This window comes from Zavarzinia sp. (assembly GCF_049306435.1).
GTDB lineage: Bacteria > Pseudomonadota > Alphaproteobacteria > Zavarziniales > Zavarziniaceae > Zavarzinia.
The window spans coordinates 1-12,244 of sequence record NZ_JBAQRT010000179.1 but is presented as its reverse complement, the minus strand read 5'-3'; the positions used below and the strand labels follow the sequence as shown (position 1 = coordinate 12,244).

9 protein-coding genes are annotated in these 12,244 nt (G+C 64.0%); 5 read left to right on the top strand and 4 right to left on the bottom strand.

The features are described from left to right. Positions 1–23 precede the first annotated feature (23 nt). The 4 genes from WAZ62_RS09915 to WAZ62_RS09900 all read right to left on the bottom strand — a co-directional run bounded on the left by WAZ62_RS09915 (position 24) and on the right by WAZ62_RS09900 (position 7,590). Entirely contained in the window at positions 24–1,901 is a 1,878-nt protein-coding gene (locus WAZ62_RS09915) for a hypothetical protein (RefSeq protein WP_422643360.1), read from the bottom strand. A 79-nt stretch (positions 1,902–1,980) separates the two neighbouring features. Further along, positions 1,981–4,341: an efflux RND transporter permease subunit gene (locus WAZ62_RS09910; RefSeq protein WP_422643359.1), complete on the bottom strand. Its 2,361-nt coding sequence runs from the start codon at positions 4,339–4,341 to the stop codon at positions 1,981–1,983. Continuing rightward, on the bottom strand, positions 4,338–5,432 hold the full coding sequence (locus WAZ62_RS09905; RefSeq protein WP_422643358.1) for a WD40/YVTN/BNR-like repeat-containing protein: 1,095 nt from the start codon (positions 5,430–5,432) through the stop codon (positions 4,338–4,340). The genes WAZ62_RS09910 and WAZ62_RS09905 overlap by 4 nt, the downstream gene beginning before the upstream one ends. Before the next feature lie 313 nt (positions 5,433–5,745). Then, a complete protein-coding gene (locus WAZ62_RS09900; RefSeq protein WP_422643357.1) occupies positions 5,746–7,590 on the bottom strand; it encodes a hypothetical protein in 1,845 nt (614 codons plus the stop codon). A 1,092-nt stretch (positions 7,591–8,682) separates the two neighbouring features. Between WAZ62_RS09900 and WAZ62_RS09895 the strand changes: the two genes are divergently transcribed. From WAZ62_RS09895 to WAZ62_RS09875, 5 genes are read left to right on the top strand one after another with little or no spacing between them, the layout of a single operon-like run. Next, on the top strand, positions 8,683–10,179 hold the full coding sequence (locus WAZ62_RS09895) for a toluene monooxygenase (protein WP_422643356.1): 1,497 nt from the start codon (positions 8,683–8,685) through the stop codon (positions 10,177–10,179). Positions 10,180–10,235: 56 nt separating this feature from the next. Beyond that, positions 10,236–10,496 (top strand): toluene-4-monooxygenase system B family protein, encoded by a 261-nt coding sequence (locus WAZ62_RS09890; protein ID WP_422643355.1) that lies wholly within the window; start codon positions 10,236–10,238, stop codon positions 10,494–10,496. Between the two features lie 20 nt (positions 10,497–10,516). After that, a complete protein-coding gene (locus WAZ62_RS09885) occupies positions 10,517–10,855 on the top strand; it encodes a Rieske 2Fe-2S domain-containing protein (RefSeq protein ID WP_422643354.1) in 339 nt (112 codons plus the stop codon). Positions 10,856–10,869: 14 nt separating this feature from the next. After that, complete coding sequence (locus WAZ62_RS09880; protein ID WP_422643353.1) at positions 10,870–11,184, top strand: MmoB/DmpM family protein; 315 nt, start codon at positions 10,870–10,872, stop codon at positions 11,182–11,184. Positions 11,185–11,214: 30 nt separating this feature from the next. Continuing rightward, on the top strand, positions 11,215–12,207 hold the full coding sequence (locus tag WAZ62_RS09875) for an aromatic/alkene monooxygenase hydroxylase subunit beta (protein ID WP_422643352.1): 993 nt from the start codon (positions 11,215–11,217) through the stop codon (positions 12,205–12,207). The last annotated feature ends 37 nt before the right edge of the window (positions 12,208–12,244 follow it).

Below are 12,244 nucleotides of genomic sequence, written 5' to 3'. Positions count from 1 at the left end.
CCTCCCGTTGGTGATCTTTATGGTCAGAACTGGTAGGTGAGCGAGAACTCGATCGCATCCGCGTTGTCGTAGAGGCCGAACAGACCCTGCTCGGTCTTGCCCTCATAGTGGATGATCTCGATACGCGGACGGACGTTGTCGCCGAAGTAGTTGAAGTCGACGCGCTGGCGATAGGCGAAGCCCTCGTTCTGGAAGTCGTAGGCGGCGAGGCCCTCGAGATAGAGCCTTCCGTCATCCAGCGCCTTCCACCACAGGAACGAGGCATAGGTCTGCACCGGATGGGCCTTGGAGCCGAAAGCCGCGTAGGGCGACTGGAACATCAGGTCCTTGCTGTCGTCGGTGATGATGTTGAACAGCTGGAAGCTGGTGAAGATCGAGCTTTCCTGGTTCTTCCAGAACGGCAGCCACAGGAAGTAGTCGAAGCCGACCATGACCGAGATCTGGTCGCGGAAGGTCACGCTCTCGTCTACCGAGGAGATCAGGGCCGGCGTGCCATAGGCCTCGCCCCCGGTGTTGGTCTTCACCCGGTAGCGGTTGAACGGCTTGTCGAACTCGTAGGACGCTTCCATGCGGAACACGGGGGCGACGTCCTTCGGGCCGAAGGCGAGTTCCACCATGTCGCGGGTGAAGGTCGCGCCGATCAGCTTCTTCCGATATTTGTAGTCGAGATCGAAATTGGCCGTGACCGAGCACAAGGGCGGCAGGATGCCGGTGGCGCAGCCATAGAGATTGATCGGATAGGCGCCCAGCAATTGCCCGAGCGAGCCGAGCAGCCCCCCGGTCGTCGTCCGCATGGCATCGAGATAGCCGACGCCGGGGGCATGGACCAGGGTTTCCAGCAACGGTTGGCTGAGCGGAACATTCAGCAGGGCCTGGCTGGAATCATTGGTCGCGCTGCCGACATGCAGCGTGGACTGCCGCAGCTTGACGATGGGCAATTCCTGCCAGCCGTAATAGGCGTTCAGCGTGCCCTCGCCGTGCAGGGCCTGGAACTTGAAGCGCGCCGCGACGGTCGAATCCGTCACGCTGAACTCGCGCGGCGTTACATCGCTCAGGTGGGCCGCGAAATAGGGGATGCCCTTGCCCGACTCTGGGTCGATCAGATAGGGGAAGGGAAATCCGTAAAGGCCGCCCGAGGTCGTGTCGCCCGGCGTCGGGTTGTTGATGACGAACTCGTCGTGATGGGTCTCGGGCATGAAGATCAGCTCGAGGCCGGGCTTGGTCATGCCCAGCCATTCGAAGGGCTTGGCGATGCCCAGCTCGTCGAAGTTCAGATCGAGCGCCGCCATCCAGTTGGGGATGCGGATCTCGTCGCTGTCGCCCAGCACGCCCTTCATGCGCAGGTCCTGCGCGTGAAGCACGTCGAGCAGGCGGATACCATCCGACTGACCCCAGCCGCGCACGAACTTGCCGATCTTGAGGGCGTAGCGGTTGTAGTCATCGGTGAACTTGACCGCGAATTCGCGGATCATGTCGTCCTCGAAATCATCGAGATAACGGTTCTGGTGATCGACCGTATTGCCGAACGGATCGTCGCGGCCCCCACCTTTCCGGTTCAGATGGTAGCCGTACTGCTGGGTGGCATTCTGACTGTAGGGATTCTGGATGCCGCTACCCATCAGGTCGCCACCCCAGCTGTCGACCCAGTCGCCACGCAGCCAGAACTTGCCGGTCACCGCGACGTTCTTCGACGGCTTCCAGCTGATGTCCCCTTCGACGACATAATTGGCCTGGGCCAGCTTCAGCATTCCGTCGGTGAGATCGGAGTAACCGAAGGCCACGCCCTGCTTTACACGCCCGCCCACGCTGACATCGCCAAAGTCACCCGCGAAGCCGGCCAGCGCGCCAGCCGCGGCGCCGCCCAGGATCGTCGTGGCCAGCAAGATATTTGCCAGTTTCATATCAGTCCCCCTGCCCTTGCGACGGCACGCGGCCGCGCTCCTCCCGATTGCATTCGTGTTTGTTCTGGTCTTGCCATCGTCACTCGGCGGCCTTGCCGAGAGCCTCGCCCTGCAGCTCGAGCGCGCGTCCCGCCCGGCCATGGTTGCCGCTGACCAGCGATTTCGGCTTGAACAGCAGCACCATGCAGGGAACGAAGATCAGGGCGCCCAGCATGTTGAAGAACAGGACGACGGCGTGAAGGACGCCCATCTCGGCCTGGAAGCGCAGGGCCGAGAAGAAGGCCCAGGGCATCACCGGCGCGATCATGGTGATCGCCGTGATCATCACCGCGTTGCCCGAGGTGGTGAGGGCGTGATGGATGGCGTCCTCATGGCTTTCGCCTTCTGCCAGGGCCTCCCTCACCCGGTGCAGGATGTAGATGCCGTAGTCCGCGGCGAGGCCGACGCCGAGGGCGGCCAGCGGCAGGGTGTTGATGTTGAGACCGATGCCCATCAGATACATGAAGGTGTCGGTCATGAAGGTCGAGGTCAGCAGGGCGAAGATGAGCACGCCCGTAACCCAGAGCGACCGGAAGGCCAGAAAGATGCAGCCGGCGATGAAGATCACGATGGCGACGAGAACAGCGTCCTTCGTGTTCGCGATCTCGGTGTTCACCGCTTCGGCGATGCCGACCTGGCCACCGGCGACCAGCAACCGGGCGCCATGAGGCAGTGGCGGCATGGCGGCGATGAAGTCACGGGCCAGCGCGGTGACCGCCTTGACCGTGGTGCCGGTCTTGTCGTCCAGCGGCACGAGGATATTGCCGATGCGCCAGGTTTCGTCGGTATAGGCCTTGAAGTCGCCCGGCTCGCCCTTGGACGAGAACAGGTAGACATTGAAGGCCACGGCATCGACATCCCCCGGCACGATCGCGTAGGACGGGTCGCCTTCATAGAGCACCTGGTTCACGGCCTGGACCATGGGCACCATGCTCTGGGCGTGGCGGGCCTTGGGCTCGTGCTCCCAGATGTAACGGGAGAGTTCCTCGATCGCCCGATAGGTGGCGGGCTGGATCATGGTCTCGTCCGGGCCCTCGACATAGATCAGCATCGTGTCGGTGCCGACGCCGGCGAAGCGCTCGTTGATCAGCGCGTTGTCCTGGTTGTAGCGGGCATCCGGCCACAGGATCGGGCTGCCCACGGCATCGCCGATGACGACGAAGCGCGCGCCGAAGATGCCGACCGCGAGGCAGGCCACGGTGATGGCGATGACGACGCGCGGATAGCGGTCGAAGCGGGCGACGCGCCAGATGGTCTCGACCCAGGTGGTGCGGGCGCGGAAGCGCTTCGGCCGAGGCATCAGGCACAGCAGCGAGGCGGTGAAGACCAGCGCCGGGGCGATCGCCAGCAGCCAGGCGCCGCAGATGATGCCGAGCGCCTGCAGGCTGGGCACGCCGATCATGACGAGGACGAAGAAGCCGCCGGCCGCCGCGACGATCGCGGTCAGGCTGGGCACGAAGACCTGGGCAAGGCCTCCCACGACCGCGTCGCCCATGGCGACGCCGGGCTGCAGCCGCTCGAACACGCGCGACATGAACTGCACGCAATGCGACAGCACGATGGCGAAGACGAAGACCGGCAGGATGATCAGCAGCGGATCGAGGTTGTAACCGACCAGCGCCATGGCGCCGGTTCCCCACAGCGTGCCGACACCCGCCGTCAGCATGGGGATGACCACGCCCATCCAGGACCGGAAGTAGATGTAGAGGATCAGGCCCGAGAAGATCAGCGAGATGACGACGAGCAGGATGGTGGCGCCCAGGTCGTTGTAAATCGTGCCGAGCAGGACCGGCCGGCCGACCATGTGCACCTTGATGCCGTTGGCGGCTTCCTTCTGGCCCAGCTCCTCGATGAAGGTGACCAGCGTCGCGTAATCCGTGTCGTCCTTGAAGTCGGCGATGATCATGCCGGCCTTCTCGTCGTTGGAGACGAGGAGACCGCGATACTGCGCCTTCACCGCCGCCTCGAAGGTCGCCCATTCCTCGGGCGCGCGCGGCAGGTCGGGCCAGGCGATCGCGTTGATGTCGATGCGCCCGGCGGAGCCGACGATGGCCTTGGTCTTGCGTAAGGTGAGCGCCTGCACCAGATGGCGCTCGGCGGAAGGATGGAAGAAGATCTCGTCCGCGACCCGCTTGTAGGCGGACATGAACTTCTCGTTGTAGATCGTGCCCTCGGTGTTCTCGACCATGATGAGGGTCGTGTTGGCGCCGCCGAACTGCGCCCCGAACTTGGCCATCAGCTCGACGTTCGGGTGATGCACCGGCAGCATCGCTTCCAGCACCACCTTCAGCGACAGCTGGGTGAACGACATGTAACCAAGAAAGGCCGTCAGGGCGATCATGCAGGTGGCGATAATGGCGGCACGCCGCCGCACCGTCGCCGCGATCCTGTTCGCGATCATTGCGTCACCTCCCGGGTGGCGAGGGAAATGGGGGCCGGCGAGAAGGTCCCGGCGGCATTATCGGCGACGAGGATCAGCCCGCCTTGTCCGACCGCGATCGCGCGGCCGTCCTCCGCGAGGGCGGCGCCACCGAGCCAGGTGTAGTTGAGCTGGACCTGAGGGGCGATGGCCGCGGCCTGGAAGCCCGACTTGCCGAGGGTGAGCAGGAGACCGTTGCCGCCGATGAGGGCTTCCCGGCCGGATGCCGAAATGGCCACGCAGAGCATGTGCTGGGTGGTGCCGGTCGCCTGAGGCTCGACCGTCCAGCGCCCGCTGGCGTCGGCGGCGAGCGCCAGCAGCGTGCCGTTCAGCCCGACGGCATAGCCCCGGTCACCCGCGATGGCGACATCGAGAAGCGAGGGATGGGCCTGCTCCGTCACGACCTTCCAGACCTGACCGCCGTCCTCGGTGGCCGCGACCACGCCGAATTCGCCCACGGCCACGGCCCGCTTCTCGTCGATGGCGGCGATGCCGCTGAGCCGGGGCTTGTCGCGACCGGCGTAATCCGAAATCTCGCTCCGCAGCCAGCTCTTGCCGCCATCCCTCGTCATGAGGATGGCGCCCTCGTGGCCGACGGCCCAGCCGGTGCTTTCGCTGGCGAAGTCCACGGCGCGCAGATAAAGGCCCGATTCTTCATGAATGGCGCGCCAGTCGCGACCCTGGAGATTACTCTCGAGGATGCGGCCGCGATGGCTGACGGCGACGAAGCCGGCGCCCGGCCGCCGCACGACACGGCGCAGGAGGTCGTCGCTGCCGCTCGACACCGAAAGCCATTTCGACGGATCCCCATCGGCGACGGCAACCGCGCCATGGTATCCGGTCGCGACGGCGACGCCGCCGTCGACCGCGATGCCGAACAGCGCATCGGGATAGAGACGAAGACCGGATTCCGCCGCCTTCGCCTTGCCGGTCAGGGCCACCGCGACCGCGGCGCCGAGCCCGAGGGCCAGGACTTGCCGGCGCGAGGCGCCTTCGGCCGGGCGACTGCCCGCCGTTCGTGTCGCATCAGTCAGACGGTGCTGGACCGTCTCCCATTTCGAGAACGCTCTCACTGCGTTGTTCCTCCCGTGGATCGCGGTTCTTGCCCGCGTTTGCCTCCCCTTCCTGCAAGATCGTTGCCAACCGCGCCATTGCGGCAGCGCGAAAATCGCAAACCATTGTAATTATTTGATTTTCACGAACATCGTGACGCTGTGCGATACGTCTTTCCGCGCGAATGACGCAATGCACATTTCTGATTTGAGACAGCGCCGGAGAGGAGTGGCGAATTTGAATAATCCGATGGCGCGCAGGCGCGACCCTCACCGCGAAACCGGGCGATGTATCCTGATCGGATACACGGCCCGGCCGCGAAGCCCGTCCGGATCAGAACTGCAGGGTCAGCGAGAATTCGACATTGTCGGCCTGCTGCGCGATGCCGAGCACGCCCTGCTCGGGGTCCGCTTCGAAATGCGTGATCTCGACGCGGGGACGCACATTGTCGCCGAAGTAGTTGAAGTCGAAGCGCTGCCGCAGGGCGAAGGCGTTGTTCTGCACGTCATAGACGGCGAGCAATTCGGTGCCGAGCTTGCCATCATCGAAATTATGGCTGGCCAGCAGCGTGGCGTAGTTCTGCACCATGTGCAGCTTGGCGCCATAGGCGGCATAGGGCGCCTGGAACAGCAGGTCCTCGCCATTGGGCGTGACGATGGTGAAGAACTGCACGCTGGTGAAGACGCTGGTGTCCTGCGTGGTCCAGAACGGCAGCCACAGGAAATAGTCCGCCCCGATCATGAAGGAATACTGGTCCCGCTCCGCCACCCCGCGCGAGGGATCGACGATCAGCGCCGCCGTGCCCTCTTCCTTGTTGCCGAACATCGTGGTGGCGACCGCCCGGTTGAACGGCTTGTCGAATTCATAGGAAAACTCGGTCCGCAGCACGGGGGAGACTTCCTTCGGCCCCAGCGCCAGCTCGACCATGTCGCGGGTGAAACTGCCGCCGATCAGTTTGCGCCTGTAGTTATAGTCGAGATCGAACTGGACATTGACCGAGCAGAAGGAACCGCCGGGATAGGGGCAACCCAGCACCCCGGTCTGGATATCTTCCGCGCTGCCGCCACCGCGCAGCATCGGGACATAAAGTCCCTGCACCACGGCTTCGGTGGTCGCGGCGTCGAGCGGGACGACGGTAATGGCGTTGCTGCCGTCGTGAAGCGCGTTGCCGATCACCGCCTGCGCCCCCCGCAGTTTCAGGATCGGCATGTCCTGATAGCCATAGAGCGCGTTCAGCGTCGCCTCGCCCCCGGCAATGTCGAATTTCAGACGACCGCCCAGGGTCGGCTCGTCCATCATGAGGCGGTCGGGTTCATTGTCGGTCAGGTTGGCGCCGAAGAAAGGGATGCCCCGGTCGCTGACCTTGTCGGCCAGCAACGGAAAGGGCAGGCCATAGAGCCCGCCCGAGGTGGCGTCGCCCGGCGTCGGATTGTTGATGACGAAACGGCTGTGGTGATACTCCGGCATATAGATGAGTTCGAGCCGGGATTTCTCGAAGCCGATGGCCTCGAAGGCGTCGCCGAGGCCGAGGCGGCCAAGATCGAGATCGATCGCCGTCATCCAGCTGGGAATGCGCATCTCGTCCGCGTCGCCAAGGATGAATTTCTGCCGATAGTCCTGCGCCTGCAGGACATCGAGCAGACGGATACCGTCGGACTGGCCCCAGGCGCGCACGAACTTGCCGATCTTCAAGGCGTAGCGATTTTCCGGATCGGTCACCTTCAGGGCGAATTCTCGGATCATCTCGTCGTTGAAATCGGACAGGAAGACATTCTGTTCATCTTCGCTGCCATAGGGATCACGCGGCGGATTGGCCAGCGGCCCCCCCGCCGTGCCGGCGCCCCGACGATTCAGGTGATAGCGGAACTGGTCGCGGAAGTCGGCCGAGCCGTAATCCTGAATGCCGCGACCGACCAGATCGCCACCCACATCATTATAGAGGTCACCACGCAGCCAGAAATCGGCGGTGACGGTGACATTGCTGGCCGGGCGCCAGGCCGAGGTCAATTCGAGCAGATAGGCCGCCTGGCCGATCTCGACGCCGCCGCCCGTGATCCCCTTGTCGTAAGCGATGGCGATCCCCTGCTTCAGCCGGCCTCCGATCGTGAAGCCATCGGCGATTTCGGTTTCAGCCTGCGCCGCCCCCGCCCATGCCGACAGCACGAGCGTGGAGAGCATCGCGCCCGTCCTGAAACCACCCTTGCACCTTGAACTTGTCATGCCTTATTCCTCCCCGGCATTCGATCTGTTTTCGCCTTCGGCAAATCGGCGACATGTCTTCTCGAATTCGATCGACTTCGCACCGATTTGGAGAATTAAAAGCAAGCGACATGCCAGATGGCGCGCTGCGGCGCAACGTGGCGAGGACCGCGCTACACGGCGGATTACAAGCCGGCGTCGCTGCGATGCGGCAGAAGCGGCAGGCTCAATTGATCAACAGGGCGCGGGAGGGTTTGATCAAATCCGCCACCGGGGACCGCGCCGCCGCCCCGCCAATCCGGGCGCATCATAATCTCATTGATTACGTGCCCGCGGCCGCTGCCCGCACCCCGTGTGCCCAGGCCCGCGACCGGCGGCGAATAAGGCGTCCAAGGCGTTTCCATCGCCATTTTGCCCCAGATCCCGCATGACAGGGTGAAACCGCCGGACTAGGCTCCAAGCCGAAAACACCGGGGCATCATGTATGGGCGTCGCCTCGGCCATAACGATAATCAAGAAGTGAGGACCCCATGCAGCCGTCCCGCGCCCTCGCCGCGTCTGCCCCGATAGAAAGACATCGCCTGGCGAGCGATCGCCGGTCCACGGCGCGCCGTCATCGCTGACGGCGACCCCACGGGCGATATGCCGCAGGCGATCAATGCATGAAATCAACAAGTCGTGTCCCGACCGCCTTCGGACCGCGCCCGACAATTTCATGAATCGATCAACCGGCACGCCGCGTCGCCCGGCCCGATGACCGGCAGCGGCAAAAGCAGCCACCCCCCCGGAAACCGCGATGCGCCGCAGCAATCGGAGCACCCCGGGATGGCGAGGAAAGCGTGAAAGGCGCGCGGCGATAAGCACAGGGCCAAAGATGCAGTGCAGCAACGACTGTATCCGCTGCGGTGCCACGGATCACCCGGCGCCTTCGCGCGGATGACACTGGGCAGATCACCGGGGGGATTGGCACGATCATTGCTGAGAACAGGGGTAGCGGCGGCGAGTTATCGATCACCGCCACGCCGAAGACGGTATCTGGCCGGAACACAATGGCCAAAGGGAGGGACAGCAATGTCGAAGCTGGCTTCAAGCGAATATTATGACCTCGTCAGGACGACGAACTGGACCCCGAGCTACGTGCCCGAGTCCGAGCTGTTTCCCGAGGCGATGTCGGGCGCCCGCGGCATTCCCGCCGAGGCCTGGGAAACCTTTGACGAACCCTATAAGGTTACCTACAGCGATTATGTCGCCACCCAGCGCGAAAAGGACGCCGGCGCCTATTCGGTGAAGGCCGCCCTCGAGCGCGCCAATTATATCGACAGCGCCGATCCGGGCTGGATCTCGACCCTCCAGGCCCATTATGGCGCCCTCGCCGTCGCCGAATATGCCGCCGCCACGGCGGAAGCCCGCATGGCCCGCTTCTCGCGCGCGCCGGGCAACCGCAACATGGCGACCTTCGGCATGCTGGATGAAATGCGCCACGGCCAGATCCAGCTGTTCTTCCCGCATGAGCACACCAAGCGCAGCCGCCAGTGGGACTGGGCGCACAAGGCCATGCACACGAACGAATGGGCCGCCCTCGCCGCGCGTCACATGTTCGACGACATGATGTTCACCCGCGATGCCGTCAGCGTCGCCATCATGCTGACCTTCGCCTTCGAGACCGGCTTCACCAACATGCAGTTCCTCGGCCTGGCCGCGGATGCGGCCGAAGCCGGCGACCATACGTTCGCCAGCCTGATCTCCTCGATCCAGACCGACGAATCCCGCCACGCCCAGCAGGGCGGCCCGGTTCTGAAGATCCTGATCGCGAACGGCAAGAAGGACGAAGCGCAGAAGATGATCGACATCATCTTCTGGCGGGCCTGGAAACTGTTCTCGGTCCTCACCGGCCCGATCCTCGACTACTACACCCCGCTCGAGCACCGGAAGCAGTCCTTCAAGGAATTCATGGAGGAATGGATCATCGGTCAGTTCGAGCGCCAGCTGAACGATCTCGGCCTCGACCTGCCCTGGTACTGGGACGAGTTCGTCCGCTCGCTCGACGAGACCCACCATGGCATGCACATGGGTGTCTGGTTCTGGCGCCCGACCGTGTGGTGGAACCCGGCCGCCGGCGTGTCGCCCGAGGAGCGCGACTGGCTGGAAGAGAAGTATCCGGGCTGGAACTCCACCTTCGGCCGCTGCTGGGATGTGGTCACGGAAAACCTGCAGAAGGGCCGCGAGGACCTGACCCTGCCGGAAACCCTGCCCACCATCTGCAACATGTGCAACCTGCCGGTGGTCGGCACCGCGGGCGACGGCTGGAATGTCAAGGATTACCAGCTGGTCCACAACGGCCGGCTCTATCACTTCGGCTCGGAAGTCGACCGCTGGTGCTTCCAGCAGGATCCGGAGCGTTACCAGGGCCACATGAACGTGGTCGACCGCTTCCTGTCCGGCGAAATCCAGCCGCAGAACCTCGCGGGCGCGCTGCTCTACATGAGCCTCAATCCGGGCGAAATCGGCGTCGACGCGCATGACTACGCCTGGGCCGGCATCGGCAAGAAGAACCAGGCCGCCGAGTAAGGCGGGCGGGAGGGGGCCGAGCCCCCTCCCCCATTCGTGAATAAGGGGAGGAATCCATGGCTATTTTTCCGTTGTCTTCGAATTTCGAGGGCGATTTCGTGATCCAGCTGGTTGTGGTCGATGATGCCGCGACCATGGACGAAGTTGCCTCCGCCTGCGCCGTTCATTCGGTGAACCGCCGCGTCGCACCGCGCCCCGGCAAGGTGATGCGCGTCCGCCGCCATTCGACCGGCGAGGTTTTCCCGCGTGACCTCCAGGTGAAATCGGCCGGCCTGATGCCGACCGAGACCATCGACGTCATTTTCTCCGACATCTGACCGCGCACGAGAGAACGAGCATGGCGTTCGAGAAAATCTGCACGCTCGACGACGTCTGGGAAGGCGAGATGGAGGAATTCACCACGGGCAGTGGCCGTGATGTCCTCGTCGTCTGCGTCGACGGCGGTCGCATCAAGGCCTTCCAGTCCATGTGCCCGCACCAGGAAATCGCCCTCATCGATGGCAGCTTCGAAGGCGGCGTGATCACCTGCAAGGCTCATCTCTGGCAGTTCGACAGTGAAACCGGCGCAGGGCTCAACCCGACCGACTGCCGGATCGCGCAATACCCTGTCGAAATCCGGGGCGAGGACGTCTTCGTGAATGTCGAAGGCATCGAACCCTGCAAATCACACACCTGACGCGGGAGAGCATCATGTCCAAGCACACTTCAGGTGACGCCTATCGCAACAACCGCGTCGGTCCGATCCTGCGCGCCGGCGAAGTCGCCCAGGCAGCCATCCAGGCGGTCGAGGACGACAATCCAGGCAAGAAGATCCACGTCGAGGACCGCACCGCCTATATCCGGATCGAATGCGAGGATGAATGCATCCTCACCCGCGCGTCGATGGAGGAGGCCCTGGGCCGCCCGTTCCAGATGCGCGAGATCGAGATCAATCTCGGCTCCTTCTCGGGCCAGATCGATACTTCGGAAGAGCGCGTGCGCTTCTACCTCGCCAAGCACATCTGACAAGAAACGAATTCCGGGAAGGAACCCCCAATGTCCGCCGCCCCCGAACCCTTGAAGCCGTTGAAGACCTGGTCGCATCTCGCGGATCGCCGCAAGCGTCCGAGCGAATACGACATCGTCAACACCCGCCTGCACTATCGCCAGCGCGATCCGAATGTTCCCTGGGAACTGGATCCGAACCTGCACATGAACCAGTGGTACCGCAAGTACTGCAACGAAAGCCCGCTGAAGCATCATGACTGGGACCTGTTCCAGGATCCGGACCAGCTCGTCTACCGCACCTACAATATCCTGCAGGACGGGCAGGAGACCTACGTCAACAGCCTGTTCGACCAGTTCAGCGACCGCGGCCACGATCAGATGATCTCGCGCGAGTGGATCAATACCCTCGCCACCTTCTACACCCCGGCGCGCTATCTCTATCACGGTCTGCAGATGGGCTCGGCCTATGTCGCCCAGATGGCGCCGGCCAGCACCATCACCACCTGCCTCTATTTCCAGTCGGCGGATTCGCTGCGCTGGGTCACCCATACCGCCTATCGCACGGCGGAACTCGCCAAGTCGCAGGCCGGGCTTGGCCTCGGCACCGACGAACGCGCGCATTGGGAGAAGGCACCGCAGTGGCAGGGCTTCCGCCGCCTGCTCGAGGAATCCCTGGTCGTCTGGGATTGGGCCGAAGCCTTCGTCGTCTTCAACCTGGTGCTGAAGCCGGCGGTCGAGGAAACCCTGCTCGGCACCCTTGCCGAAGTCGCCAGCAGCAATGGCGACACGCTCTACAGCCTGCTGTCGCAAGCGCAGATGCGGGACGCCGAGCGTCACCGCCGCTGGGCCTCGCGTCTGGTCGCCATGGCGTCGGAGATCGAGGGCAACAAGGAATGGCTGCGCGATCGCGTCGCCGCCTGGACCCCCCGGGCCGAAGCGGCGATCACCGCCTATGCCGGCGCCCTGACCGAAAGCGACGGCGGCGCGAGCGCGATCGCCCGCCTGCACGGTTTCCAGCGCAACCTCGGTCTTCGCGACTGATGTTGCGCGGCGGATCCGCGAGGGTGCGCGGATCCGC

What these genes read in the sequence shown, in the direction of transcription:
- WAZ62_RS09915 (WP_422643360.1), bottom strand. Translation starts at nt 1,901, where the DNA reads ATGAAACTGGCAAATATCTTGCTGGCCACGACGATCCTGGGCGGCGCC.
- WAZ62_RS09910 (WP_422643359.1), bottom strand. Translation starts at nt 4,341, where the DNA reads ATGATCGCGAACAGGATCGCGGCGACGGTGCGGCGGCGTGCCGCCATT.
- WAZ62_RS09900 (WP_422643357.1), bottom strand. Translation starts at nt 7,590, where the DNA reads ATGCTCTCCACGCTCGTGCTGTCGGCATGGGCGGGGGCGGCGCAGGCT.
- WAZ62_RS09895 (WP_422643356.1), top strand. Translation starts at nt 8,683, where the DNA reads ATGTCGAAGCTGGCTTCAAGCGAATATTATGACCTCGTCAGGACGACG.
- WAZ62_RS09890 (WP_422643355.1), top strand. Translation starts at nt 10,236, where the DNA reads ATGGCTATTTTTCCGTTGTCTTCGAATTTCGAGGGCGATTTCGTGATC.
- WAZ62_RS09885 (WP_422643354.1), top strand. Translation starts at nt 10,517, where the DNA reads ATGGCGTTCGAGAAAATCTGCACGCTCGACGACGTCTGGGAAGGCGAG.
- WAZ62_RS09880 (WP_422643353.1), top strand. Translation starts at nt 10,870, where the DNA reads ATGTCCAAGCACACTTCAGGTGACGCCTATCGCAACAACCGCGTCGGT.
- WAZ62_RS09875 (WP_422643352.1), top strand. Translation starts at nt 11,215, where the DNA reads ATGTCCGCCGCCCCCGAACCCTTGAAGCCGTTGAAGACCTGGTCGCAT.